Below are 23841 nucleotides of genomic sequence, written 5' to 3' on the forward strand. Positions count from 1 at the left end.
GGAGCGATCCACCGTGACCCCTCATCGGGTCGGAATCAGTATGGCAGAAGCTCGTCCATCTGGGTATTTCTCAGCCTGGCTGGTTAACATCGATCTCGGCCGCCTTTCGCGGCGTTCGCCGCCCGAGTGGCGTCCGGGGCCACCCTGCCCCCCTGAGACTGTCTAGAGGAACGATGTCGAGCGACGAGACGCCGAACGTCCCCAGCCCTCGCAACACGCGTGAGGCCGTGCGGGAGAAGGCCCAGAAGGTGCACGCCCAGCAGTCGAGGGCGCGCGTGATGCGACGGATCATCCTCGGCGCGATCGCCATCGTCGCCGTGGGCGCCATCGGCACCGCCATCACCCTCGCCGTCTCGGCGCAGGTGTCGAAGCCCCAGCTCACGCCGGGCGGCATGGACGACGACGGCATCCTCGTCTCGGACATCAGTGCGTCCGCGATGTCGGATTCGACGGTCGCACCCCCGAGCCCGGAAGAGACGGAAACGGGTGGCGAGGCCACGCCGACCCCCGAGCCCACCACGTCGAGCACGGTGGACATCCACATCTACGTCGACTACCTGTCGCCGGATGCCGGCGAGTTCGAGCGCGCGAACGCGCGTCAGCTCGTCAACTGGATCTCCGAGGGGGCGGCCACCGTCACCTACCACCCGGTCGCCCTGCTCACCGCGAGCTCGAACGGCACCAAGTACTCGCTGCGTTCCGCGGCAGCCGCGGCCTGCGTCGCCACGCACTCGCCCGCGCAGTTCTACGCGTTCAACCACGACCTGCTCGACGATCAGCCAGAGGTGAACACCGACGGCTTCTCGGATGCGCAGCTGGCCGACATCGCCGGTGCAGTCGGCTCGGACAACGTGAAGAGCGTCCGATCGTGCATCGAGGACCAGGACTACGTCACGTGGGCGAAGGAAGCCACCTCGCGCGCTCTCGAGGGCCCGCTCGTCGGCTCGGACGATCTCGTGCTCACGGCCGCTCCCATGATCGTCGTGAACGGCGAGGCCTATGTGGGCGCGCTCGACGACCCGAGCGAGTTCTCGCAGTTCGTGCTCACCGTAGCCAGCGACGCCTACTACGCCACGGAGACCCCGACGCCGGCCCCGACGCCCACCGAGACCACGGAGCCCGCTCCCTCGGAGACTCCCGCGTCGTAGTTCGTCGGCCCCCGCCGCCCATCGCTAAGCTGGGAGGCGTCCGCCGACTTGGCGCAATTGGTAGCGCACCGTACTTGTAATACGGGGGTTGCAGGTTCGAGTCCTGTAGTCGGCACCAGACGCGAAGGCCCGCGTACCCTTGACAGCACCGGGGACGCGGGCCTTCTTCGTGTCTGGGCGAGGAGCTTTGCCCATGCCTCCGCCTCGCGGCGAGAGGCTCACCGCAGGCCGTCTTCGCAATCGCTCCCCGGTCGTGCTCTCGACCACAGCTCGTACTCGCCACCGTCGTCCGTGTCGATCAACCATGGAGGGAACTCGACGTACCGGTCCATGGCCAGGCTCCACGACGCGTCCGCTCGCGTCGATTCGGGGTCGTCGGCGGGCAGTTCATCCTCTGTCGTCCAGTGCTCCGCCGGGTGGTCCTTCGCCCAGTCGTAGATGAGCTGACCGGTGTCGGACCAGTCACGTTCGTTCATGCTCTCGGCGATGTCGGCAGGCATCCGCATGCGTTCCGACGTGCTGTAGTCGTATGTGCAGGAGTAGGTTCGCCCGTCGTCGCCGACATAGCTCAGGGAGATCGTCACGTCGGTGGTGAGCCACGGCCTCTGGCCTATGACGATCACGGCGACGAGGGCCCCGATGACGACCACGGCGGTCGCAGTGAGCGCGATCAGCCATCGCACACCCCGTCGCCTTCGGAAGAGTCCGGAAGGCGGCGGATCAGAACGAGTCACCGGCGGTTCCTTTCCCATCGCAGGCGTCCAGCTGCGCGGCATGCGCAGCATCCGCAGGTTGCAGCGAGCTGACCCCGCGTGATGTCACCAAGTTACCGCGCCTCATCGGCGAGCGGCGGGTGCGCGCCGAGGACGCGCTGCGAGGCGGAGCCGGCGAAGGAGTGCTCCGCGGGCGAGTGACACGCGACGTCACACACGAAATAGTGCGCGGGGGTGACGGGTTGTCCCGAGTATGACTCGTATCGGAAACAGTGATCTTGACGTCTTCCCGCTCTCGCTCGGCGGCAACGTATTCGGCTGGACGGCCGATCGCGAGGCATCGTTCGCGGTGCTCGACGCGTTCGTCGACGGGGGTGGCGACTTCATCGACACGGCAGACGGCTACAGCGCCTGGGTGCCCGGCAACTCGGGCGGCGAGAGCGAGACGATCATCGGCGAGTGGCTCGCGTCCCGCCAGCCGAAGGGCGTCGTCGTCGCGACCAAGGTGAGCCAGCACCCGGACTTCAAGGGCCTCTCGGCGTCGAACGTCCGCAGGGCCGCCGAGGCATCGCTCGCTCGCCTGGGTGTCGACACGATCGACCTCTACTACGCGCACTTCGACGATGAGACCGTTCCGCTGGAGGAGACGGTCGCGGCCTTCGGCGAGCTCGTCTCGGACGGTCTCGTGCGCCACGTCGCGGTGTCGAACTACACGGCAGAGCGCATCCGCGAGTGGGTCGAGATCGCCCGCCGCACAGGAGTCGCGCTGCCGGTCGCCGTGCAGCCGCACTACAACCTCGTGCACCGGAACGACGTCGAGGAGACGATCATCCCGGTGGCCCAGGAGTTCGGCCTCAGCCTCGTGCCCTACTACTCGCTGGCGAGCGGCTTCCTCACCGGCAAGTACCGCTCGGTCGACGTCGAAGGGCAGACGTCTCCGCGTGCCTCCGGCGCGGCGAAGTACGCGACCGAGGCGGGACTGCGGATCATCGACACCCTCGAGGAGATCGGTGACGCGCACGGAGCCTCGATCGCTGCGACCTCGCTGGCCTGGCTGCGTGCCCAGCCGACGGTCGCCGCCCCCATCGCGAGCGCCCGGACGGTCGAGCAGGTTCCCGATCTCCTCGCCGGCGCGCGTCTCGAGCTGACCCCTGACGAGGTCGACGCTCTGAACCGCGTCTCGGAGTGGACCCCGGCGAAGGCCTGAGACCGCTCGCTCTGCCCTCCACCCCGACCTAGGGGCCGGAGGGCAGAGCGTCGTCGTCGACGAGACCGAGCCGGTGCGCCAGAATCACCAGGTGGATGCGGTCGCGGGATCCGAGCTTCGAGAGGATCCTGCCCACGTGGGTCTTGACGGTGGATTCGCTGACGAACAGCGCCTGGGCGATCTCTGCGTTCGTGAGACCGCGCGCGATCTCGACGAAGACGTCGCGCTCACGGTCGGTGAGGTCCGCCGTGACATCGTCGATCGCACGGGCCTGTGGTGCGGGCATCGCACCGAGCGTCGGCGTCACATGCTCCAACAGCATCCGTGTGATCCGAGGCGAGAGCGCGGCATCACCCCTGTGAATGGCGCGGATCGCCGCGATCATCTCGTGCCGCTGTGCGTCCTTCAGCAGGAATCCGCTCGCTCCGGCGCGGATCGCCCCGAAGGCGTACTCGTCGAGATCGAACGTCGTCAGCACCAGGACACGGGTCTGCGGGTGCTCGCGGACGATGGCCGCGGTCGCGGCGATCCCGTCGAGCCCGGGCATCCGGATGTCCATGAGCACCAGGTCGGGGCGCAGCTCGGCCGCCTGGGCGATCGCGTCGTGCCCGTCCGCGGCCTCGCCGACCACGACCATGTCGGCCTCGGCGTCGAGCACCATCCGGAATCCGACGCGGATGAGGGCCTGGTCGTCGACGAGCAGCAGCCTGATCGGCTCGGTCATGGTCTTTCCTCCGGGTCGCGGTCTGTCGGGTCAGGCGGCGTCGTGGGGAGCTCGGCGCGCAGCATCCACAGCCCGCCGTCGACGGGATCGGAGGCGATGGTTCCTCCCGAGTGCGCTGCGCGCTCGGCGAGACCGCGCAGGCCGAACCCCGATGCGCCGACAAGGCCGGTGACGCCGTCGTTCACGATCTCGATGGTCACCGCATCCGCGGCGTGCACGAGTCGGACCTCGATCGACGTCGCCGCGGGTGCATGCCTCATGGCGTTAGTCACGCCCTCTTGCACGATGCGCCCGACCGCGTGAGCCAGAGCGGGGGAGAGCGGGGCGGCCCCGGTGACCGAGAGCGACACCGGGAAGCCGGCTCGCTGTGCCGCAGCGACCGTCTCCTGCGGGGGCGTCGGCTCGAGTGGAGCGAGGGGCAGCGGCGAATCGTCGGCCCGGAGCACGCCGAGCATCGCACGCATCTCGGTGAGTGCGCTGCGAGCCGTCTCCGCGGCCGAGGATGCCGCCGATCGTGCCTGCGCTCGATCCGGGGTGGCAGCCGCTCCCTCGGACAGCGCGACGATCACGGTGAGCGAGTGGGAGACGATGTCGTGCATCTCACGGGCGATGCGGGCGCGCTCGCCTGCCGCGGCCAGCTGCGCCTGCTGATCGCGTTCGACGAGCAGCTGACGGGAGCGGTCGATCACGGCAGCGAGGTAGCGCTTGCGCCCACCCACGTTCACACCGATCAGTGTGCCGATCAGCCCGAGGACGAGCGACATCACGACGGCGTTCGCGGCGACCTGCAGAATGATGACGCCGGTGAGCGTGAGCAGTCCGCCGAGCGCGGCGAGCGACCCGAGGGCGATGCCGAACCCCGTCCATGCGGCCCGCGACGATCGGTACACCGCGAGCGAGTAACAGGTGACGAGCAGCAGCGGGGAGCCGATCGGCTGCAGCGCGAAGAGGAATCCGGCCTCGAGTGCGAAGGACGCGACGAACGGCACGAGCGGCCCTCGACGCCGCCACAGGAGCGTGGCGCAGGCTGCGACGACGGACGCGGGCACCAGGATCGCGATGCCGATGGCGAGGGGCATCGGAAGGTCGCGGGTGATGACGCCGGCCGGCACGAGCGAGAGCAACAGGCACACGAGGGTGATCAGGACGTCGGCGAACACCGGATGCCGCGCCCAGAAACGGCGCAGAATGCCCGGGGGACGCGGCAGCCGCAGCCCCTCGTCCTCGCGGACTGAGGTGCTGCGGCTGCGCGTGCGGGTCACCGGGCGACTCTACGCGGGTTCATCGATCTCGCGATCTCGCGGTCACGCATCGCGCGTGCGGAGCACGGCCCAGGCGCCGAGCATGCCCGCGGCGACCCAGGCTGCCAGCGTGAGGTAGGCGACTGGAGCCTCGAGTGCAGCGCCCTCGGGGAGGATCGCGCTCTGGGCTGCGGCCACCGGGAGGTAGGCCGCGGCGTCCATGACCCAGGCCCAGGCCTCGCCGGCGACGGCGAAGAAGCTCGCGACGATCGGCAGCACGAACAGCAGGCCGACCGTCGCGGCGATCGCTCCGGCACCCGAGCGCAGGATGAACCCGAACGCCACCCCGATCAGGGCGAACACCGCCATGGCGAGCGACGAGACCACGATGGGCAGGAACGATGCTGCGGGGTCGCCCCAGTCGATGCCCTGATCCCGCGAGGCGACGACCGCGGAGACCGCCACGGCCGCCGCCAGGAAGATGACCAGCGACGACACGAACATGAACAGGCCGACCACGACCGCCTTGGCGCCCAGCACGGATCCGCGCTTCGGGTTGGCCGCGAGCGTCGAACGGATCATCCCGGTCGAGTACTCGCCCGTCACGGAGATCGCGCCGAGGATGCCGGCGAGCAGCATCGTGAACTGGATCGGCATGACGACGGCCTGGATGGGCTCGAAGCCCGGCACGTCGATCGCCTGCGCGATGAGCACGGCGATGCCGATCGTGAGGATCGCCGCGATGCCGATCGACCACCAGGTCGAACGGAGCGTGGCCAGCTTGATCCACTCGCCGCGCACGGCGCGGATGAACGTGAGCCGGCGATCGGTGTCGACATGCTGACGGCGGAGGGGAGGAGCCTGGACGGTCATGAGATCTCCTTCGTCCGGTACTCGACCGAGTCGCCGGTGAGGGCGAGGTAGGCGTCTTCGAGCGATCCGGTGGTCGGGGTGAGTTCGTGCAGGGGGATGCCGCGCTCTGCGGCGAGGTCGCCGATGCGCGACGCGGGGAGGCCGACGATGTCGATCAGATCGGGGGCGGAGCTCACGATCTCGACGGACGGGCCGCCCACTGCGGCAGCCAGGTCGGCGGCTCGAGGCGTGCGAACACGCACGGTGTTTGTCGTCCAGGCCCGCACGAGCTCCTCGAGCGGGGCGTCGGCGAGCACCTTTCCCCGGCCCATCACGATCACGTGATCGGCGGTCTGCGCCATCTCGCTCATCAGGTGGCTCGAGAGCAGCACGGTGCGTCCCTCGGACGCCGCGTGACGCACGAACTGGCGCACCCACCGCACGCCCTCGGGGTCGAGGCCGTTGACCGGCTCGTCGAGGATCAGAGTGTGCGGGTCGCCGAGCAGGGCGGAGGCGATTCCGAGCCGCTGCCCCATGCCGAGCGAGAACTTGCCCGCGCGCTTGCGGGCCACGGGGCCGATGCCCGCGAGGTCGATGACCTCGTCGACGCGGGATGCCGGGATGCCGTGGGTCGCCGCCATCGCACGCAGGTGATTGCGCGCGGTGCGGCCGGTGTGCACGGCCTTGGCATCGAGCAGCACTCCCACCTCGGTGAGCGGGGCGCGGAGCTTGCGGTATTCCCGTCCGCCGACGGTGGCGATGCCCGAGGTCGGCCGGTCGAGGCCGACGATCATGCGCATCGTCGTGGACTTGCCCGCGCCGTTGGGCCCGAGAAACCCCGTGACCGTGCCCGGCTGCACCGTGAACGACACGTCCTGGACGGCTGTCTTGTCTCCGAATCTCTTCGTGAGGCCTTCTGCTGTGATCATGTCTACGACGCTATCGACCACGCCATCGCCCCCGCGTCCTCCCTGGGTACCGTTCCACGGATACTCGGAGTCATCCTCTCGGCGGATGCCGTGGTCCGGGCGCCTCAGTCGGCAGGGCGCCCGAACAGGTCAGGGTCGATCGGCCGCTGCGCTCGGGGGAGCTTCTCGACCACCAGTCGGTACGACTCGGTGACGAGTTCGGTCACCAGCTCCTCGTCGAGCGATGCCCCTGGCATCAGCGTGATCCAGTGCTTCTTGTTCATGTGGTAGCCGGGCACGATGTCGGCGAACGTCTCTCGCAACGCGACGGAGTCCTCGGGGTGGGACTTGAGCGTCACGCGCCCGGTGCCGTCGAGAGGGATCAGCAGGAAGACACGCCCTCGCACCTTGTACACGTCCCACTCGGGGCCGAACGGGTTGTCGCGCTCCGCACCGGGAAGCTCTTCGGCGCGCGCAGCGGCGGCGGCGCCCAACTGGGTCGAGTCCATGCTCAGAACAGCCGATCGGCGCCCTTGTCGTCGGCGCGGGGCGCGGCCTGAACGCGCTCGTCGATCGCGGCCGCGGCGAGCAGGGCCTCGTCGATGATCTCCTTCGTGGGCTCGGCGGTCAGCCAGTCGTCGCTCAACGCCGCGGGGATCAGCAGCGGCATCCGATCGTGGATGCCGGCGAGGTGAGGGGGAGCCGGGCGCATCACGATCGAGTAGCAGGTGAAGGACTCGCCATCGGCGGTGCGCCCCCGCTGGGTGACGGCGGCCATTCCGAAGAGCGCACCGTCGTCGACGACGAACTCGTGCCAGACGCGCTCGGGCTTCTTCATCTCGTACCAGCTCGTCGCCGGCACGAGAGCACGGGTCTTCAATCCGCCGGGGCGCTCCTGCAGGCGCTCGGATCGGGTGTTGATCGACGGGAACTTCGAGGGTTCCCCGCCGATCAGGAACCCCCACCAGGCGGGTTCGAGCACGGGCTCGGCCTCGGGCTGCACCACGATCGGGTTGAGGTTGCGCAGATTCTTGCCTGTGGGGCGCACGGTCTCACGCGCGTTCTGCTCAGCCCAGCCACGCAGCCCCTCGAGCACCGCCTCGTCGGCGGCGGCCAGGAGCTCGGTGTCGGTGAACCGGGGGTCAAGTCCGTAACTCGCGCACATGCCGTCAGGGTACGCCCGGCCGCCGACATCGTGCGCACGGCGAGATGGCGATCAACTCTCGGTTAGGGTCGACAGGTGACCCAGGCCCGTCGACTGTCTCCGCCCCTCGCGCTCGGCGGAGCAGTGGCGATCGGCGTCATGACGGCCATCCAGGCGCGCATCAACGGCGTGCTGGGCGTCGAGGTCGACAACGGCATCGTGGCCGGCCTCATCTCCTTCTCCGTAGGACTCGCGGCCCTTGCGGTGGTGATCGTCTGCATTCCCTCCGCGCGTCGAGGCGTCGGACGTCTGCTCGGCGGCATCCGCGATCGGACGATCCCGTTCTGGATGCTGCTCGGCGGTGCCTGCGGTGCACTCACCGTCTCCACTCAGGGCATCACGGCCGGGGTGCTCGGCGTCTCGCTGTTCACGGTCGGAGTCGTCGCGGGACAGACCCTGCACGGGCTCGTGCTCGACCGCATCGGGTTCGGTCCCGCCGGGGTCGTCGCGATCACGCCAGGGCGCGTGCTGGGCGGAGCGCTCGCGCTCGCCGCGGTCGGCATCTCGCTGAGCGGCGACGTCCTGGCCACGGCCCCGCTCTGGATGCTCCTCCTGCCGTTCGCGGCAGGCGTCGGCATCGCCTGGCAGGCTGCGACCAACGGCCGTCTGTCGCAGCGCGTGCGCTCGCCCCTCGCGGCGACGTTCATGAGCTTCATCGCCGGCACCATCGCGCTGCTGGTCGCCGCCGGCATCAGCATCGCGGTGCGGGGCGCACCAGACGCGCCGCCGACCGAGCCGTGGCTGTACCTCGGTGGATTCCTCGGCGCCGCGTACATCCTGCTCGGCGCTTTCATCGTCGCGCAGACAGGGGTGCTGCTGATGGGACTCGGATCGGTGCTGGGCCAGCTCGCGACCTCGGTGATCATCGACCTGATCTGGCCGGCCGCGGCGGGCCCCGCGCCCTGGCAGATCATCGGGATGGTGGTCGTCGCCGTGGCATCCGTCGCCGTCGCGCTGCCTCGCAGCAGACGGAACTGACCTACTGCTTCTTCTGCTTCTTCGCCTTCTTCTTGGCTTTCGGCTCGGGCGTCGGCTGGGGCTTGGGCTTGGGCATCCGCGTCACGAGGCCCCGCGCATCGACGGGCTTGCGGCGACCGGGCCTGCGGCCCGAGGGCTTGCCGCCGACGTACAGCCATCCGAGCAGCTCCTCGTCCTTGCCGAGGCCATGGGCCTTCGCGACGGCCTTCGATCGCGTGTAGTGACCCGTGCGCCACAGCACGCCGAAGCCGGCCTCGTCGAGCAGCAGACTGAGCATGTGGGCCACACCCGAGGCGACGGCCTCCTGCTCCCAGCGCGGGACCTTCTCGCTCTTGCGGTAGCTGGCGACGACCGCGATCAGCAGCGGAGCGCGCAGCGGCTTCGTGGAGGGGGACTTGTCGCCCTCGGCCTTGGCGATCGCGGCCCCCAGCAGCTCTCGGTCGGATCCGCGCAGCTCGATCAGGCGCCACGGGCGCAGCGAAGAGTGGTCGGCGACGCGTCCGGCGGCTGCGACGAGCTTCAGCAGTTCTTCCCGCGACGGCGCCTCGTCGGTGACCTTCGAGGAGGACTGCCGTGCGCGAACGGCCTCGAGGGCGCTCACGACTCTTCAGGTGTGAAGTTCAGGGCGATGGAGTTCATGCAGTAGCGGTCGCCGGTGGGCGTGCCGAAGCCGTCGGGGAAGACATGCCCGAGGTGGGATCCGCAGTTCGCGCAGCGCACCTCGGTGCGCACCATGCCCAGGGTCGTGTCCTCGATGAGCTGCACCGCGTCGGGGCGGATCGACTCGTAGAAGCTCGGCCACCCGCATCCGGAGTCGAACTTGGTGCCGCTCTTGAACAGCTCGGCGTTGCACGCGCCGCAGGTGTAGAGGCCGGCGCGGCCCTCGTCGAGCAGCTCGCCCGTCCAGGCGCGCTCGGTGGCGGCTTCGCGAAGCACCGCATACTGCTCCTCGCCGAGCTCTTCGCGCCACTCTTCTTCGGTCTTGTCCACGCTGTACGACATAGGTCCTCCTGGGGTCTGCTCCATTCTCTCGCGTTCAGAGGGGCTCGGCGTCACGAGACAATGGATGGATGACGGATGCCGTGCGGCTGCGCTATCGCCGCTTCGCCGATGAGGAGGCGCCGGGGCGCAGCGATCTCTATGTCGACTGGGCTTCCGGCGTGGCCGGTGACCCCGAGGTGCAGCGGGTGCTCGCTCGGATCGCTGAGAACCGCAGGCAGCCCCCGCTCGTGTTCGCCGTGACGCGGATGCTGGGCGTCGGCCTCGTCCGCTACGACGCGTGGCGCGCGTTCGTGCTCTCCCGTGCCGACGAGATCGTGAGCGAATGCAGTGGCCGGCGTCTGCAGACCAACGAGCCGCTCCGACTCGCACCGCTGCTTCCTGTGCTGTCCGAGATCGATGGACCGATCGCCCTGCTCGAGGTCGGCGCCTCCGCGGGCCTGTGCCTGTACCCCGATCGCTACTCGTACCGCTTCGTCGGCTCCGACGGTCAGGTGCGCGCGGCACTCGACCCGCACGACGGGCCGAGCCCGGTCGTGCTGCAGAGCAGAGTCGACGGGCGCCTCCCCGCCATGAGGATGCCGGACGTCGTCTGGCGCGCCGGCATCGACCTCGCGCCTCTCGACGCCCGAGACGACCGAGACCGTCGCTGGCTGCAGGGGCTCGTCTGGCCGGGGGAGGAAGGGCGGGAACAGCGGGTGAGAGCGGCGCTCGACATCGCCGCAGCCGATCCGCCCCGCCTCATCGCCGGCGACGCGCTCGAGAGGATCGACGCGCTCGCAGCCGAGGCGCCCCCGGGTGCCACTCTCGTGATCACGACGCCGGGCGTGCTCGTGCACATTCCGCGAGAGGCACGCACAGCACTCGTCGAGCGCATCAGAGGTCTCGATGCCCGCTGGGTGACGATCGATCCTCCGGCAGTGCTGGGCGACGTCTGGCAGCCGGCCGTGGTCGCCGCAGAGTGGACCGGGTTCGTCGTGGCGCTCGACGGCGACGTGCGCGCGGCGGCCGATCCGCTCGGCAGATGGTGGGAGTGGCGCACCGGAATCGCCGCTTCCGCGACCTAATCTGGTCACATGCTGGGAGATCTGAGCGAGCGGGATCGCGCGATCCTCGCGCTCGAGACCGCCTGGCCGCGGCACGGCGGCGCGAAGGAAGAGGTCATCCGTGCCCAACTGGGCATGAGCGCAGCCCGCTACTACCAGCTCCTCGGCCGTCTGATCGAGTCGGAGGCAGCCCTGGAGTACGACCCGATGCTCGTGCGACGGCTGCGCCGCATCCGTGACGCCAGGTCGTTCCAGCGCGCCGCACGCACTCCGGGCTTCGTGGGCTGACGAGGCTCGCGCCACGCATCGGCGTCGTCGGAAGCGGATTCACGGGCCGGTGCCATTAGCATCGAGGAGTGTCAAAGCTCAGCCGAGATCGATTCGACGACGTCCCCCGATCGTCCGGACGCGTCGGAGCGCACCGCGCCGAAGCCCCGGGGATGAACGGCTGGGTGGTGCTCCTGTGGTCGTTCGTGGCTGCTCTGGTGCTCATCATCGGCGGCATCTTCGGCTCGCTCGTGGTGATGGGGCGCATCACCCTCTTCCCGGAGGCCGTCCCCACGTCGAGCCCGACGCCCGTCGAGACCGGTGTCGTCGACGTCACCTATTCGGTGATGATCCTCAACGCCTCACCCGACGAGGGTCTGGACGAGCAGATGCGCGACCTGCTCATCAACAACGGCTGGGCCGCCGACGTCGTGTTCGCGAGCGACAGCGCGAGCCAGGACTTCTCGACGACGACCGTCTACTACGTCGCCGAAGAGGATGAGCTCGCCGCCCTCGGCCTCGCGAACCTGATCGGCGGTGCCGCGGTCGAGCAGAGCGACTTCTACTCCGACCTGAACGACACGGGTGCGAAGCAGCTCACGGTCGTCATCGGACTCGATCGTGCGACGACCGCGCCGGAGACGCCCGCAGACACTCCTGCCCCGTAGACCGCCGCGCGGTCCGTCCGCGCAGCTTGCACTCGATGGGGTCGAGTGCCAGAATGGCGTTAGCACTCTCTCACTCTGAGTGCTAAACCCAACGTCTACGTCCAGGAGGGACGAAAAAACTCATGGCAAAGATCATTGCTTTCGATGAGGAGGCCCGACGCGGCCTCGAGCGCGGCCTCAACATCCTCGCCGACGCTGTCAAGGTGACCCTCGGCCCGCGCGGTCGTAACGTCGTGCTGGAGAAGAAGTGGGGCGCCCCCACGATCACGAACGACGGTGTCTCCATCGCCAAGGAGATCGAGCTCGACGACCCGTACGAGAAGATCGGCGCTGAGCTCGTCAAGGAGGTCGCCAAGAAGACCGACGACGTCGCCGGCGACGGAACCACCACCGCCACGGTGCTTGCTCAGGCTCTGGTCCGCGAGGGCCTGCGCAACGTCGCAGCCGGCGCAGACCCGATCTCGCTGAAGCGCGGCATCGAGAAGGCCGTCGCGGCCATCACCGAGGAGCTCCTCGCCAGCGCGAAGGAGATCGACTCCAAGGAGCAGATCGCCGCCACCGCGTCGATCTCCGCTGCTGACCCCGCCATCGGCGAGCTCATCGCCGAGGCGATCGACAAGGTCGGCAAGGAGGGCGTCGTCACCGTCGAGGAGTCGCAGACCTTCGGCACCGAGCTCGAGCTCACCGAGGGCATGCGCTTCGACAAGGGCTACCTGAACCCGTACTTCGTGACGGACCCGGAGCGCCAGGAGGCTGTCTTCGAAGACGCCTACATCCTCATCGCGAACCAGAAGATCTCGAACATCAAGGACCTTCTGCCCATCGTCGACAAGGTGATCCAGGACGGCAAGGAGCTCGTCATCATCGCCGAGGACGTCGAGGGCGAGGCTCTCGCGACTCTCGTGCTCAACAAGCTCAAGGGCATCTTCAAGTCGGTCGCCGTCAAGGCTCCCGGCTTCGGCGACCGTCGCAAGGCGCAGCTGCAGGACATCGCGATCCTCACCGGTGGTCAGGTCATCACCGAAGAGGTCGGCCTGAAGCTCGAGAACGCCACGCTCGACCTGCTGGGTCGTGCTCGCAAGGTCATCGTCACCAAGGACGAGACCACGATCGTCGAGGGTGCCGGTGAGGCAGACCAGATCGAGGGTCGCGTCACGCAGATCCGTCGCGAGATCGAGAACACGGACAGCGACTACGACCGCGAGAAGCTGCAGGAGCGCCTCGCCAAGCTTGCAGGTGGCGTCGCCGTCATCAAGGCGGGCGCGGCAACCGAGGTCGAGCTCAAGGAGCGCAAGCACCGCATCGAGGACGCCGTTCGCAACGCGAAGGCAGCCGTCGAAGAGGGCATCGTCCCCGGTGGTGGCGTCGCGCTGATCCAGTCGGGCACCAAGGCTCTCGACGCTCTCTCGCTCACGGGCGACGAGGCGACCGGTGCGAACATCGTTCGCGTCGCGATCGAGGCTCCGCTGAAGCAGATCGCCCTCAACGCGGGCCTCGAGCCTGGCGTCGTCGCGAACAAGGTCTCCGAGCTCCCCTCGGGCCAGGGCCTCAACGCGGCAACGGGCGAGTACGTCGACATGTTCGCCGCCGGCATCATCGACCCGGCGAAGGTGACCCGCTCGGCTCTGCAGAACGCAGCGTCGATCGCGGCTCTCTTCCTCACCACCGAGGTCGTCGTCGCTGACAAGCCTGAGAAGGCTGCTGCTCCGATGGGTGACCCGTCGGGTGGCATGGACTTCTGATCCATCAGCACTGACAGAAACGCCCCGACCTCGGTCGGGGCGTTTCTGCGTTCGCGGGTGTTCGAACCGTGAATCAGCGGAACAGGCTCGCCGAGTACTGATCGGCGTCTGCATACTGCGTCGCCGCGCTGCCCAGCGAATGCCCGATCGATTCGAGCACCTGCTCGACGTGCAGCTGCGCTCCACGCCACTCCTCGGCACATGACTGGAACGCGGCCGACGCGGTGCCGACCCACGTCGCCTGCAGCTGTGTGAGCTGCGACATGAGCGTCGCGGACTCCGTCTGCAGACGCTCCATCGTGGCCAGCGCCGCGCCTTGGGCGGCACCTACGGCTTCGGTGTCGACGGTGATGACGGACATGGGAACTCCTCTCGATTGGTGCTCCGACGATAGGGGAGAGGAGATCCCCGGATGCGGGTGCGCGCGCACCTCCCGACGCCCGCTGTGGAGAACCCTCATGGGCGCCGCGCCGTGCAGGCAAGCCGAGCAGGAGCGCCGAGCAGGAGCGCCGAGCAGGAGCACCCGCGCGAGAAGCGAGGTGCGGTCAGAGATCCAGTCGCTCGAGGGGCTGAGTGTCTTCGAGAAGGTGGGCGGGCGTCGCGCGTGAGGGGGCGAGCGGCAGCGTGACGGTGAAGGTCGCTCCGCCACCCGGCGTCTCGGACACCGCGACGCTTCCGTGCAGCGCTTTCACGATGGATGACACGATCGCGAGCCCGAGCCCGGACCCACCGGTCTCGCGTGCTCGTGAGGTGTCGGCGCGCCAGAAGCGCTCAAAGATCTGCTCGCGGATCTGGGGAGGGATTCCCTCGCCGTGGTCGACGATCGCGATGCTCGCCGTGCCCCGCACGCGGTCCGCGTCGACGACGATCTCGATCGGACTCTCCTCAGGCGAGAAGCGACGCGCGTTGCCGAGCAGGTTCGTGACCACCTGGCGCACCTTGTTCTCCTCGCCGAGCACGATCGGCGGGGTGCGCACGGGGATGTCCGCGGCTTCGGTGAAGTCGATCGCCGGCACGTTCGCCGCGGAGCTTCGCGAGCGACGCCGCAGACGGGCGAGCGTGCCGCGGGAGAGCCCACGCGGAGCGGGAGTCTCGGGTGCGGCGGGGACGACAGGCGTCGACCGAGTCGTGAGGTCGATCAGCGGGGCCTCGACCGTGCGGTCTACGACGGTCACGGTGCGTGCCGGAGCCGCAGCACGCAGATCGAGGGCGGCGTCGCGGGCGATGGGACGGAGGTCGAGTGCCTCGATCTCGGGTTCGCGCTCTTCGTCGAGACGCGCGAGCGCAAGCAGATCCTCGACGAGCACGCCCATGCGGATCGCCTCCTTCTCGATGCGCTCCATGGCACGGGCGGTGTCCTCCTCGCCCTTGATCGCACCCATCCGGTAGAGCTCCGCATACCCGCGCACGCTCACCAGAGGCGTGCGCAGCTCGTGGCTGGCGTCGCCGATGAAGCGACGCATGTGCTGCACGGTGCGGTCCCGCTGCGCGAGCGATCCGTCGACTCGATCGAGCATCGTGTTGATCGCGCTGTTCAGGCGGCCGACCTCGGTCGTCGGCTCGAGATCGGTGAGGCGCTGTGTGAAGTCGCCCGCGGCGATCGACATGGCCGTGGACTCGACCTGACCGAGCCGTCGGAACGTCAGCGTCACAAGCCCTCGGGTCAGCAGCGCGGCCAGGAAGATGGTGACGAACGCGACGGTGATGTAGATGCCGAAGTACTGGCTGATGATGCGATCCGCGTACTCGAGCGGCATCGCGACGATCTGGATCCGCAGCGATCCGTCGCCCTCTCCTGGCACCCGTGCCACAGCCGCCCGGAAGCTCGATCCCTTGGTGCCCTCGATCGTGAACCGGGTGTCCTCGTTGGCCTGCACGTCGAGGGGGGAGTACGACGAGGGGAAGAGCGGTGCCCCGTTGTCGGAGTTGCCTGTGGTCGTCTGCAGCACGCCCTCAGCGTCGTAGATCGCGACGAAGAAGTCACGGGGCGAGTCCGTGGGGGTGTAGACGGTCTTGCCGTCTTCGACCGTCACCTCGAAGTACCGGTTCGCGAGATCGGCAGACACCAGAGCAGGGAGCTGAGCGTCGATGTTGCTGACCAGCGAGTTGCGCAGGATCGGCACGGTGCCGAGGCCCGCCGCGAGCAGGCCCAACGCGAGCACGGCGACCGTGACGCCCGTCACCTTGGCGCGCAGGCTGATCGACCGCCACCACTTGGTGATCGCGTCAGGCTTGTGCGCCATGCGGACCTCCCTGGAGACGGATGCTGTGCGGCGTCAGCGTGCGGCGGTGAGCCGGACTACTTGCCGACCTTGAGCATGTATCCGAAGCCGCGCTTCGTCTGGATCACCGACTCCTCGGTGTGCGGATCGATCTTGCGACGGAGGTAGGAGATGTAGCTCTCCACGATGCCGGCATCCCCGTTGAAGTCGTACTCCCAGACGTGGTCGAGGATCTGCGCCTTCGACAGGACGCGGTTGGGGTTCAGCATCAGGTAGCGCAGCAGCTTGAACTCGGTGGGGCTCAGCTCGATCGATTCCTTGCCGACATGCACGTCGTGGGTGTCCTGGTCCATCGACAGCTCGCCGGCACGGATGATCGACTCCTCGTCGGCCTGCATGGTGCGGCGCAGGATCGCCTGGGCGCGGGCGACGATCTCGTCGAGGCTGAACGGCTTGGTGACGTAGTCGTCGCCGCCGGCGTTGAGCCCCTCGATCTTGTCGTCGGTGCCGTCCTTCGCGGTGAGGAACAGGATCGGAGCGGTGAAACCGGCGCCGCGAAGGCGCTTGGTCACGCTGAACCCGTTCATGTCCGGGAGCATGACGTCGAGGATGATGAGGTCCGGCTCTTCCTCGAGCACCGCCGAGATGGTGGCGGCGCCGTTGGCCACCGTCTTCACCTGGAACCCGGCGAAGCTGAGACCTGTCGAGAGCAGGTCGCGGATGTTGGGTTCGTCGTCGACGACCAGGATGCGCGCATCAGTCATGTCCCCATTATGGTGACTTCGGCCATGCGGATGCTGATTATCCGTCGGAGCGGCGCTTTCGCCCTCCGCGTAGCGATGCTGCAGGGAGGGACCGCAGGCGGTCAGGCGGCGAGGGCGTCGGCGTCCATGATGGTGTAGCTGTAGCCCTGTTCGGCGAGGAACCGCTGGCGGTTCTGGGCGTAGTCCTGGTCGATCGTGTCGCGGGCGACCAGCGTGTAGAAGCTCGCCGTGCGGCCGGACTGCTTGGGACGCAGGAGCCTGCCCAGGCGCTGGGCCTCCTCCTGTCGCGAGCCGAACGAACCCGACACCTGGATGGCGACGGATGCCTCGGGGAGGTCGATCGAGAAGTTCGCGACCTTCGACACCACGAGCAGTGAGATCTCACCTTCGCGGAAGGCGCGGTAGAGCTCCTCGCGCTCGTCGATCGGCGTGGCGCCGGTGATCTGCGGTGCGTTCAGCGACTGCGAGAGCGAGTCGAGCTGGTCGAGGTACTGACCGATCACGAGGATCCGCTCGTCCTTGTGCTTCTCGATGAGCTCTCTTACGGCCGCGATCTTCGCCGGTGCGGAAGCGGCGAGACGGTAGCGTTCGTCGTCTGTCGCGGCGGCGTACTCGAGCCGGTCGTCCGGCGGCAGGTCGACGCGCACCTCGTAGCAGACGGCGGGGGAGATGAACCCCTGGGCCTCGATCTGCTTCCACGGAGCATCGAAGCGCTTGGGGCCGATCAGGCTGAACACGTCGCCCTCACGACCGTCCTCGCGGACGAGCGTGGCGGTGAGGCCGATCCGGCGCCGAGCCTGGAGATCGGCGGTCAGCTTGAACACGGGCGCGGGGAGCAGGTGCACCTCGTCGTAGACGATGAGACCCCAGTCGAGGGCATCCAGCAGGGCGAGGTGGGCGTACTCGCCTTTCCGCTTCGCCGTGAGGATCTGGTAGGTCGCGATGGTGACCGGCTTGACCTCCTTGGCCTGGCCGGAGTACTCGCCGATCTCCTCGGGTGTGAGGCTCGTGCGCTTGAGCAGCTCGTCGCGCCACTGCCGTGCCGAGACGGTGTTCGTCACGAGGATCAGGGTCGTCGTCTTGGTCGCCGCCATGGCCGCGGCACCGACGATGGTCTTGCCCGCGCCACACGGCAGCACCACGACGCCCGAGCCGTCCTTCGCGAACGCGTCGACGGCATCCTGCTGGTAGGGGCGGATCTGCCAGCCGTCCTCGGCGAGCTCGATCTCGTGCGGTGTGCCGGGTGTGTACCCGGCGAGGTCCTCGGCCGGCCAGCCGATCTTCAGCAGCTCCTGTTTGATCTGCCCGCGCGCCCACGCGTCGACCACGAAGGTGTCCGGAGCCGGGTGCCCGATCAGCAGCGGCTGGATGCGCTTGTTGTTCGCGACCTGGGCGAGCACGGCCGGGTCGGTCGAGCGCAGGATCAGGGTGCCTTCGTCGTCACGCTCGATCACGAGGCGGCCATACCGGTTCACGGTCTCGCGGAGGTCGACGGCGACCGACGGCGGCACGGGGAAGCGGGACCAGCGGTCGAGCGTCTCGAGCATGTCTTCGGCGGTGTGCCCGGCGGCGCGCGCGTTCCACAGTCCGAGCCGCGTGATGCGGTAGGTGTGGATGTGCTCTGGCGCGCGCTCGAGCTCGGCGAAGATCGCCAGCTCGTGGCGGGCGCTCTCAGCGTCGGAGTGGGCGACTTCGAGCAGCACTGTGCGATCGCTCTGGACGATCAGGGGTCCATCAGACATAGCTGTCCAGTTTACTGCGCGATCACGACGGCGGCGCGGATGCTCGACACCGGCAGCGTGCGTTCGACATCTGCCGCGCGATCTCGGCCGCGGAGGCGTCCTCCGCCGAGCCCGGTGGCTTCGAGGATCAGTTCTCTCGTCGAGCCGTCGGGCATTCCGACGCTCACTCGCAGCACGGCCTTCGCTCGGACAGCGGCCTCGAGCTCGCGGTCGAGCCAGGCGGCGTCCGCGTCCGGCCCCTGATGCGAGCGCATCGCGGCGATGAGCGCAGAATAGTCGGGCGCGGGGTCGGGCGTCGCCTCGGTGATCGGATTCCGCTCGCGGGCGATCGCGCGTCCGTCGTCGTCGACGAGCGTCGCCGGGTACCGAGCGTCAGTCAATGCCCAATAGACGGTGTCGCGCCCGACGCGCGTCGTCAGAGAGGCGACGTGCTTCGTCAGGGCGAGCGGTCGCAGCCCCTGGTCGACGGCCATCGCCTCGATCAGGTGCTGGTCGCTGCTCTCGATGCGCGTCCGACCGGTCTCGGGGTCGATCGACACGCGAACCAGGCCGTGTCGTTGCGCGGTCTGGGTGACGAGGTAGCGGAGCGGCTGAGGGATGCCGGTGAGCGAGAGAGATTCGAGGAACTCGAGGATCGACTGCTCGGTCTCGCCGGCGACGAGCGCGTGCGCGATCGACTCGGGGGTGAAGCGGTAGGTGGAGGCCTGGGCTGCGGACTCTCGCGCGGCGATCGTGCGCAGCCGCACGTCGAGCCCGGGAGCGAGAGGGCCGGGCGAGATCGCGCTCAGGTCGTTCTGGAGGAAGATGCGATCGACCTCGTTCGGAAGCAGCGCGACGAGCGCAGCGGCGTCGACGTTCTCGCCTCGGCGGATCGAAGCCGCCCATGCGGGTTCACTGCCGCCGTCGGTGATGAGCCCGAGCAGACGAGCGCGCTCGAGCAGCGCGTCACTGCGGTCGGCCCACGCGGGGTCCCACGGGTGCGCCTGCGCCCAGGCCGTCGTGGACGACCAGCCGCCGTCCGACGCCCGCACCCCTCGGGGGAGAGCATCGCGGAAGCCCTCCACGAGTGCGCTCCACCGATCGGCCACGGGCGATCGCAGCCATTCCTCGGTCCGCGGCGTGGTGCGCAGCCGGCGAGCATCGGGTGCGACGAGCCCCGAGTCGATCGCGATCTCGATCAGCCCGTCGATCGATTCAGCGGCGACGCCCGCTTCGCTGAGCTGCCGCTTCTCTCCGGCGCTGACGTTGCCGCCGGCGAGAAGTGCGAAGGGCTTCTCTCGCGCGAGCAGCAGCAGATCGGCGAGGGCGGAGACCGTCGTGAACGCCCGCTCGGCCGCATGGGCGCTCTCGGCATCGGTCGCGGGCGTCGGCGCCGAGAGGCTGAGCGGAGCCGGCTCCGGTCGGTCGGCGATGGCGGCGGCGACCGGCGGGAAGGGTGTGCCGTCGGGGCGCAGCAGTGCGAGACTCTCGAGCGTCGCCCGCTGAGGGGAGTGCTCTGTGACAGAGGTGGCCGCGGCCGCGAGAAGAGAAACGGCCTCGCCGTGCGTGAGGAGGGGCAGGATCCGCGCGATCGACGTGGGATCGAGGAGCGCCTCGGCGGCATCGAAGAAATCCTGCCAGCCGGCATCCGCGCGCACGCGTCGGACCGAGAACAGAGTGGTGAGCTGCTCATCGCTCGCCTCGGAGAGCCATTCGGCCAGCGGTCGGGCGTGCCTGCTCATGACGGATTCCTCAGGGCCGCGATGCCGCGCGCCCCTTGCGGATGAAGCTCATGATGAGGAGCACGATGATCATGACGAACGCTGCCGGAAGCCCCCAGTAGGGGATCGCGGCGATGAACGGCCAGGCACCGGTGCCGAAGTCCTGCTGCTCCATGCCGACGGCGGTGCCGATGATGATCGCGAAGAAGCAGATGATGGATGCCGCGGCGAGTCCGAGTGCCGTGAACGCCAGGATGCGATCGATGCGGCGAACGGGAACCTCAGGTTCGGGACTCTTGGTGCTCATCCGTCTCAGCCTAGTCGTTGCAGGGTCTCACGGTTCCGCATCGTGACCTACGGATTCCCCGCCCCGCGACCGGTAGGCTGGAGGTGGTCGCACGCGTGCGTCCGATCCAGCTCCACACCGACTCAGCGAGGTTTCTCCCATGCCCACCGGCAAGGTCAGGTTCTACGACGAAGACAAGGGTTTCGGCTTCATCGCCAGCGATGACGGCCAAGACGTCTTCCTGCACGCTTCAGCCATGCCCACGGGTGCGGCGGTCAAGGCGGGCTCACGGGTGGAGTTCGGTGTCGCCGATGGCAAGCGCGGCCTCCAGGCGCTGTCCGTGCGGGTGCTCGAAGCCCCGCCGAGCCTCGCGAAGGCGAAGCGCAAGCCGGCAGACGACATGGCGATCATCGTCGAGGACCTCGTCAAGCTCCTCGACGGGATGGGCGGCGATCTGCGACGCGGCCGGTACCCCTCGTCGGCCCAAGGCCGCAAGATCGCGGCAGTTCTGCGCAAGGTAGCCGATGACCTCGAAGCCTGAGGTGGACCAGCGTCTGATCGACGCTCATGATCTCGCGCTCGCCGCACTGCACGAGATCACTCCGCCGTCGACCGTCGGACCCGCAGCCGATTACATCCCCGAAGAGGGCGGCTCTGTGTCGCTGCGCTTCGAGAACCGACTTCCCGGGTATCCGGGCTGGTTCTGGACCGTCACGGTCGCGCGCGTCGATGATGAGGAGCCCACGGTGCTCGAGCTCGAGCTGCTGCCGGGCGACGGAGCGCTTCTCGCACCCGAATGGGTGCCGTGGGCCGAGCGTCTCGCCGATTACCGCGCCCACCAGGTGGAGCTCGCGGCGCAGGCGGCCGCGGCCGCTGCGGAAGGCGAGGACGCGAGCTCGGTCGACGACGACGAATCCGACGACGATCTCGATGACATCGACGAGGACGACGACATCGACGAGGACGACGACATCGACGAAGACGAGCTCGCCGCCGAGCCGCGTGTGCTGCATGCGGGAGACCTCGACGGAGTCGACGTCGACGAACTCGACGACTCGGCTGCTGCGGACGAAGACGATGACTCGGACGACGATGACTCGGACGACGATGACGAGGACTCCGACGACGATGACGACGACGACGAGGACTCCGACGACGATGACGACGACGAAGACTCCGACGACGACGACTCCGACGACGAGGAATGACCGTCCGCTGAGTCGAACGTGAAAGGGGCCGCGTGTGAACGCGGCCCCTTTTCTCGTCGACTCCCTGGCGTCAGGCGCCCTGCTGCTCGAGCACGTAGTCGAGAGAGCGAGTGAGCTGTCGGACGTCGTCGGGTTCGATCGACACGAAGGTCGCGACCCGCAGCTGGTTGCGGCCGAGCTTGCGGTAGGGCTCGGTGTCGACGATGCCGTTGGCCCTCAGGGTCTTGGCTACGGCTGCGGCGTCGACGGTGTCGGCGAAGTCGATGGTCACGACGACGGGTGAGCGGTGTGCCGCATCCGTGACGAACGGGGTCGCCACGGAAGATGCCGAGGCCCAGTCGTAGAGGACCGCCGAGGACTCCGCCGTGCGGGCGCCGGCCCACGACAGGCCGCCGTTCGAGAGGATCCAGCCGAGCTGGCTGTCGAGCAGGTGCAGGGTGGTCAGCGCCGGCGTGTTCAGCGTCTGGTTGAGTCGCGAGTTGTCGACGGCGTTCTTCAGGCTGAGGAACTCCGGGATGTACCGGTCGGAGGCGGCGATGCGCTCGATCCGGTCGACCGCGGCAGGCGACACCGCGGCGAACCAGAGGCCCCCGTCGGAGCCGAGGTTCTTCTGCGGCGCGAAGTAGTAGACATCCGCCTGGGCGGCGTCGAAGTCGATGCCGCCGGCAGCGCTGGTCGCGTCGATGACGGTCAGAGCGCCGTCGGCGATCACGCGCTCGATGGGGGCCGCGACACCGGTGGACGTCTCGTTGTGCGGCCAGGCGTAGACGTCGATGCCCTCGACTACCTCTGCGGCCGTGCGCGAACCGGGCTCGGACTTGCGCACATCGGGCGCCTCGAGCCACGGAGCGGCGGCGGCGGCGGCGAACTTGCCGCCGAACTCGCCGAACACGAGGTTCTGGCTGCGTCGTTCGATCAGGCCGAAGGCCGCAGCATCCCAGAACGCCGTCGAACCGCCGTTGCCGACGATGATCTCGTATCCCTCGGGGAGCCGGAACAGAGCCGCCAGCTGCTCACGGACGCTGCCGACCAGGTTCTTGACCGGCGCCTGGCGGTGCGAGGTGCCCAGCAGGGTGGGCGCCGCGGCGAGCAGCGCGTCGAGCTGCGCAGTGCGCACCTTCGAGGGACCGCAGCCGAAGCGGCCGTCAGCGGGCAGGAGGTCACGGGGAATCTCGATCGCCATGCGTCGATTCTACGGCGTGAGGTCCGAGTGCCCTCACCGCATGACGCCCTGATGTCCGCGTGGGAATGTAGGCTTGCCTAAGAAGACCCGGAGGGCCACATGACGGACTTGATCGACACCACGGAGATGTATCTCCGCACCATCCTCGAACTCGAGGAGGAGAACATCGTGCCGCTGCGTGCGCGAATCTCCGAGCGTCTCGGACACTCGGGTCCGACGGTCTCCCAGACGGTGGGGCGCATGGAGCGCGACGGTCTCGTCGTCGTCTCCGAGGACCGCACCCTCGAACTGACCGACGCTGGCCGTCGCAAGGCCGTCAATGTCATGCGCAAGCACCGCCTGGCCGAGCGTCTGCTCTCGGACGTCATCGGTCTCGACTGGGCGTACGTGCATGAAGAGGCCTGCCGCTGGGAGCACGTCATGAGCGAGCAGGTCGAGCGTCGACTCGTCGAGCTGCTGGGTCACCCGACCGAATCGCCGTACGGCAACCCGATCCCCGGGCTCGACCAGCTGGGCGACACCCCGGCACGCACCTTCGACGAGGGTGTCATCGGACTGGTGCAGAAGCTCAACGCCGCGGGCGCTCCGATCGACGGCACCGTGCGTCGTCTCGCCGAGCCCGCCCAGGTCGATCCTGAGCTGCTCGAGCAGCTCCGCGACGCGGGCGTCGTGCCCGGCGCGAAGGGGGACTATCGCTTCAACGAGGGATACGTCCTCATCCAGATGGAGGGCCAGGAAGACGGTCTTGAGCTCCCCGTCGAGCTCGCCTCCCACATCTTCCTGGTCGGCGAACCTGCCTGATCCACGAGGCCGATCGGCCCTCAGATCCGCGTGATTCCGCCTCTCCGAGGATTGCCAGGTTCGTGGGGTGACAGAATCGTTATCTTCCGGTAACCTCGGACAGGTCGTCGAAGAAGCCCGCTGATGACACCCGAGAGGACTCGCCTTCCAGGCTCGTCGACCTCCCGGTCAGACCGCACAACGTACCCGAGCTACATTCGTGCCACGAGAGCAGAGTGCCGACGAGCCAGCGCTACCC

Annotated in this window: 26 protein-coding genes and 1 tRNA gene; 11 read left to right on the forward strand and 16 right to left on the reverse strand. The window is 68.5% G+C overall.

Annotated elements, in window-relative coordinates:
* The first annotated feature begins 173 nt into the window (after positions 1-173).
* Both MRBLMI13_RS14875 and MRBLMI13_RS14880 read left to right on the forward strand, forming a co-directional pair.
* Positions 174-1148 carry a DsbA family protein gene (locus tag MRBLMI13_RS14875; RefSeq protein ID WP_367823496.1) on the forward strand — a complete coding sequence of 325 codons (975 nt, stop codon included), beginning with the start codon at positions 174-176 and terminating at the stop codon, positions 1146-1148.
* A 42-nt stretch (positions 1149-1190) separates the two neighbouring features.
* Positions 1191-1266, forward strand: a tRNA-Thr gene (locus MRBLMI13_RS14880).
* Between the two features lie 100 nt (positions 1267-1366).
* Here MRBLMI13_RS14880 and MRBLMI13_RS14885 read toward each other — a convergent pair.
* The gene (locus MRBLMI13_RS14885) at positions 1367-1831 is read right to left on the reverse strand and encodes a hypothetical protein (RefSeq protein ID WP_367823494.1); all 465 of its coding nucleotides are present in this window, start codon (positions 1829-1831) and stop codon (positions 1367-1369) included.
* Positions 1832-2114: 283 nt separating this feature from the next.
* Here MRBLMI13_RS14885 and MRBLMI13_RS14890 point away from each other — a divergent pair, with 283 nt between their 5' ends.
* Positions 2115-3068: an aldo/keto reductase gene (locus MRBLMI13_RS14890; RefSeq protein WP_367823492.1), complete on the forward strand. Its 954-nt coding sequence runs from the start codon at positions 2115-2117 to the stop codon at positions 3066-3068.
* A gap of 28 nt (positions 3069-3096) precedes the next feature.
* Here MRBLMI13_RS14890 and MRBLMI13_RS14895 read toward each other — a convergent pair whose 3' ends face one another.
* The 6 genes from MRBLMI13_RS14895 to MRBLMI13_RS14920 form a co-directional block, all read right to left on the reverse strand.
* A complete protein-coding gene (locus tag MRBLMI13_RS14895; protein ID WP_367823490.1) occupies positions 3097-3792 on the reverse strand; it encodes a response regulator in 696 nt (231 codons plus the stop codon).
* Entirely contained in the window at positions 3789-5054 is a 1266-nt protein-coding gene (locus tag MRBLMI13_RS14900) for a sensor histidine kinase (RefSeq protein WP_367823488.1), read from the reverse strand. Before MRBLMI13_RS14900 ends, MRBLMI13_RS14895 begins: the two co-directional genes overlap by 4 nt.
* Positions 5055-5096: 42 nt before the next feature.
* Positions 5097-5906: an ABC transporter permease subunit gene (locus MRBLMI13_RS14905; protein WP_367823486.1), complete on the reverse strand. Its 810-nt coding sequence runs from the start codon at positions 5904-5906 to the stop codon at positions 5097-5099.
* Entirely contained in the window at positions 5903-6814 is a 912-nt protein-coding gene (locus tag MRBLMI13_RS14910; protein ID WP_042539792.1) for an ABC transporter ATP-binding protein, read from the reverse strand. Before MRBLMI13_RS14910 ends, MRBLMI13_RS14905 begins: the two co-directional genes overlap by 4 nt.
* A 104-nt stretch (positions 6815-6918) precedes the next feature.
* Positions 6919-7302 (reverse strand): MmcQ/YjbR family DNA-binding protein, encoded by a 384-nt coding sequence (locus MRBLMI13_RS14915; protein WP_367823484.1) that lies wholly within the window; start codon positions 7300-7302, stop codon positions 6919-6921.
* A gap of 2 nt (positions 7303-7304) precedes the next feature.
* Positions 7305-7958 (reverse strand): SOS response-associated peptidase family protein, encoded by a 654-nt coding sequence (locus MRBLMI13_RS14920; RefSeq protein ID WP_042539796.1) that lies wholly within the window; start codon positions 7956-7958, stop codon positions 7305-7307.
* A 75-nt stretch (positions 7959-8033) separates the two neighbouring features.
* Between MRBLMI13_RS14920 and MRBLMI13_RS14925 the strand changes: the two genes are divergently transcribed.
* Positions 8034-8975 (forward strand): DMT family transporter, encoded by a 942-nt coding sequence (locus tag MRBLMI13_RS14925; RefSeq protein ID WP_367823482.1) that lies wholly within the window; start codon positions 8034-8036, stop codon positions 8973-8975.
* A 1-nt stretch (position 8976) separates the two neighbouring features.
* Here MRBLMI13_RS14925 and MRBLMI13_RS14930 read toward each other — a convergent pair whose 3' ends face one another.
* Entirely contained in the window at positions 8977-9576 is a 600-nt protein-coding gene (locus tag MRBLMI13_RS14930; RefSeq protein WP_367823480.1) for a nitroreductase family protein, read from the reverse strand.
* Positions 9573-9977 carry a peptide-methionine (R)-S-oxide reductase MsrB gene (msrB, locus tag MRBLMI13_RS14935; RefSeq protein WP_042539800.1) on the reverse strand — a complete coding sequence of 135 codons (405 nt, stop codon included), beginning with the start codon at positions 9975-9977 and terminating at the stop codon, positions 9573-9575. Before msrB ends, MRBLMI13_RS14930 begins: the two co-directional genes overlap by 4 nt.
* Before the next feature lie 68 nt (positions 9978-10045).
* Between msrB and MRBLMI13_RS14940 the strand changes: the two genes are divergently transcribed.
* The 4 genes from MRBLMI13_RS14940 (at position 10046) to groL (ending at position 13697) form a co-directional block, all read left to right on the forward strand.
* Complete coding sequence (locus MRBLMI13_RS14940) at positions 10046-11041, forward strand: DUF2332 family protein (RefSeq protein WP_367823478.1); 996 nt, start codon at positions 10046-10048, stop codon at positions 11039-11041.
* Between the two features lie 9 nt (positions 11042-11050).
* Complete coding sequence (locus MRBLMI13_RS14945) at positions 11051-11308, forward strand: DUF3263 domain-containing protein (RefSeq protein ID WP_056373590.1); 258 nt, start codon at positions 11051-11053, stop codon at positions 11306-11308.
* Positions 11309-11376: 68 nt separating this feature from the next.
* Positions 11377-11955 carry a LytR C-terminal domain-containing protein gene (locus MRBLMI13_RS14950; protein WP_367823476.1) on the forward strand — a complete coding sequence of 193 codons (579 nt, stop codon included), beginning with the start codon at positions 11377-11379 and terminating at the stop codon, positions 11953-11955.
* Positions 11956-12077: 122 nt separating this feature from the next.
* Positions 12078-13697: a chaperonin GroEL gene (gene groL / locus MRBLMI13_RS14955; RefSeq protein ID WP_042539806.1), complete on the forward strand. Its 1620-nt coding sequence runs from the start codon at positions 12078-12080 to the stop codon at positions 13695-13697.
* A 73-nt stretch (positions 13698-13770) separates the two neighbouring features.
* Here groL and MRBLMI13_RS14960 read toward each other — a convergent pair whose 3' ends face one another.
* The 6 genes from MRBLMI13_RS14960 to MRBLMI13_RS14985 form a co-directional block, all read right to left on the reverse strand.
* A complete protein-coding gene (locus tag MRBLMI13_RS14960) occupies positions 13771-14058 on the reverse strand; it encodes a WXG100 family type VII secretion target (protein ID WP_042539808.1) in 288 nt (95 codons plus the stop codon).
* 184 nt (positions 14059-14242) lie between these two features.
* Positions 14243-15940 (reverse strand): sensor histidine kinase, encoded by a 1698-nt coding sequence (locus tag MRBLMI13_RS14965; protein WP_042539810.1) that lies wholly within the window; start codon positions 15938-15940, stop codon positions 14243-14245.
* A 56-nt stretch (positions 15941-15996) separates the two neighbouring features.
* A complete protein-coding gene (locus MRBLMI13_RS14970; protein ID WP_042539813.1) occupies positions 15997-16683 on the reverse strand; it encodes a response regulator transcription factor in 687 nt (228 codons plus the stop codon).
* Between the two features lie 101 nt (positions 16684-16784).
* Positions 16785-18425 carry a DNA repair helicase XPB gene (locus tag MRBLMI13_RS14975; RefSeq protein WP_056373586.1) on the reverse strand — a complete coding sequence of 547 codons (1641 nt, stop codon included), beginning with the start codon at positions 18423-18425 and terminating at the stop codon, positions 16785-16787.
* An 11-nt stretch (positions 18426-18436) separates the two neighbouring features.
* A complete protein-coding gene (locus MRBLMI13_RS14980) occupies positions 18437-20146 on the reverse strand; it encodes a helicase-associated domain-containing protein (RefSeq protein WP_367823472.1) in 1710 nt (569 codons plus the stop codon).
* Positions 20147-20156: 10 nt separating this feature from the next.
* On the reverse strand, positions 20157-20432 hold the full coding sequence (locus tag MRBLMI13_RS14985; RefSeq protein ID WP_056373582.1) for a hypothetical protein: 276 nt from the start codon (positions 20430-20432) through the stop codon (positions 20157-20159).
* 139 nt (positions 20433-20571) lie between these two features.
* On the opposite strand from MRBLMI13_RS14985, the gene MRBLMI13_RS14990 reads away from it, so the two are divergent.
* Both MRBLMI13_RS14990 and MRBLMI13_RS14995 read left to right on the forward strand, forming a co-directional pair.
* Positions 20572-20952, forward strand: a complete 381-nt coding sequence (locus tag MRBLMI13_RS14990; RefSeq protein WP_042539821.1) for a cold-shock protein — start codon at positions 20572-20574, stop codon at positions 20950-20952.
* Entirely contained in the window at positions 20936-21619 is a 684-nt protein-coding gene (locus MRBLMI13_RS14995; protein ID WP_367823470.1) for a DUF3027 domain-containing protein, read from the forward strand. Before MRBLMI13_RS14990 ends, MRBLMI13_RS14995 begins: the two co-directional genes overlap by 17 nt.
* Positions 21620-21689: 70 nt before the next feature.
* On the opposite strand, the gene serC is transcribed toward MRBLMI13_RS14995, so the two are convergent.
* Positions 21690-22802: a phosphoserine transaminase gene (serC, locus tag MRBLMI13_RS15000; RefSeq protein WP_042539826.1), complete on the reverse strand. Its 1113-nt coding sequence runs from the start codon at positions 22800-22802 to the stop codon at positions 21690-21692.
* 99 nt (positions 22803-22901) lie between these two features.
* On the opposite strand from serC, the gene MRBLMI13_RS15005 reads away from it, so the two are divergent.
* The gene (locus tag MRBLMI13_RS15005; RefSeq protein WP_042539828.1) at positions 22902-23603 is read left to right on the forward strand and encodes a metal-dependent transcriptional regulator; all 702 of its coding nucleotides are present in this window, start codon (positions 22902-22904) and stop codon (positions 23601-23603) included.
* The last annotated feature ends 238 nt before the right edge of the window (positions 23604-23841 follow it).

The sequence above is a fragment of the Microbacterium sp. LMI13-1-1.1 genome (assembly GCF_040815625.1).
Lineage (GTDB): Bacteria > Actinomycetota > Actinomycetes > Actinomycetales > Microbacteriaceae > Microbacterium > Microbacterium forte.

Excerpts from the sequence above, each read along its gene's own strand:
- msrB (WP_042539800.1), bottom strand. The coding sequence starts at position 9,977 with ATGTCGTACAGCGTGGACAAGACCGAAGAAGAGTGGCGCGAAGAGCTC.
- MRBLMI13_RS14980 (WP_367823472.1), bottom strand. The coding sequence starts at position 20,146 with ATGAGCAGGCACGCCCGACCGCTGGCCGAATGGCTCTCCGAGGCGAGC.
- MRBLMI13_RS14965 (WP_042539810.1), bottom strand. The coding sequence starts at position 15,940 with ATGGCGCACAAGCCTGACGCGATCACCAAGTGGTGGCGGTCGATCAGC.
- MRBLMI13_RS14985 (WP_056373582.1), bottom strand. The coding sequence starts at position 20,432 with ATGAGCACCAAGAGTCCCGAACCTGAGGTTCCCGTTCGCCGCATCGAT.
- MRBLMI13_RS14995 (WP_367823470.1), top strand. The coding sequence starts at position 20,936 with ATGACCTCGAAGCCTGAGGTGGACCAGCGTCTGATCGACGCTCATGAT.
- MRBLMI13_RS14905 (WP_367823486.1), bottom strand. The coding sequence starts at position 5,906 with ATGACCGTCCAGGCTCCTCCCCTCCGCCGTCAGCATGTCGACACCGAT.
- MRBLMI13_RS14945 (WP_056373590.1), top strand. The coding sequence starts at position 11,051 with ATGCTGGGAGATCTGAGCGAGCGGGATCGCGCGATCCTCGCGCTCGAG.
- MRBLMI13_RS14890 (WP_367823492.1), top strand. The coding sequence starts at position 2,115 with ATGACTCGTATCGGAAACAGTGATCTTGACGTCTTCCCGCTCTCGCTC.
- MRBLMI13_RS14920 (WP_042539796.1), bottom strand. The coding sequence starts at position 7,958 with ATGTGCGCGAGTTACGGACTTGACCCCCGGTTCACCGACACCGAGCTC.
- MRBLMI13_RS14970 (WP_042539813.1), bottom strand. The coding sequence starts at position 16,683 with ATGACTGATGCGCGCATCCTGGTCGTCGACGACGAACCCAACATCCGC.
- MRBLMI13_RS15005 (WP_042539828.1), top strand. The coding sequence starts at position 22,902 with ATGACGGACTTGATCGACACCACGGAGATGTATCTCCGCACCATCCTC.
- MRBLMI13_RS14960 (WP_042539808.1), bottom strand. The coding sequence starts at position 14,058 with ATGTCCGTCATCACCGTCGACACCGAAGCCGTAGGTGCCGCCCAAGGC.
- MRBLMI13_RS14975 (WP_056373586.1), bottom strand. The coding sequence starts at position 18,425 with ATGTCTGATGGACCCCTGATCGTCCAGAGCGATCGCACAGTGCTGCTC.
- serC (WP_042539826.1), bottom strand. The coding sequence starts at position 22,802 with ATGGCGATCGAGATTCCCCGTGACCTCCTGCCCGCTGACGGCCGCTTC.
- MRBLMI13_RS14910 (WP_042539792.1), bottom strand. The coding sequence starts at position 6,814 with ATGATCACAGCAGAAGGCCTCACGAAGAGATTCGGAGACAAGACAGCC.
- MRBLMI13_RS14915 (WP_367823484.1), bottom strand. The coding sequence starts at position 7,302 with ATGGACTCGACCCAGTTGGGCGCCGCCGCCGCTGCGCGCGCCGAAGAG.
- groL (WP_042539806.1), top strand. The coding sequence starts at position 12,078 with ATGGCAAAGATCATTGCTTTCGATGAGGAGGCCCGACGCGGCCTCGAG.
- MRBLMI13_RS14990 (WP_042539821.1), top strand. The coding sequence starts at position 20,572 with ATGCCCACCGGCAAGGTCAGGTTCTACGACGAAGACAAGGGTTTCGGC.
- MRBLMI13_RS14875 (WP_367823496.1), top strand. The coding sequence starts at position 174 with ATGTCGAGCGACGAGACGCCGAACGTCCCCAGCCCTCGCAACACGCGT.
- MRBLMI13_RS14940 (WP_367823478.1), top strand. The coding sequence starts at position 10,046 with ATGACGGATGCCGTGCGGCTGCGCTATCGCCGCTTCGCCGATGAGGAG.
- MRBLMI13_RS14895 (WP_367823490.1), bottom strand. The coding sequence starts at position 3,792 with ATGACCGAGCCGATCAGGCTGCTGCTCGTCGACGACCAGGCCCTCATC.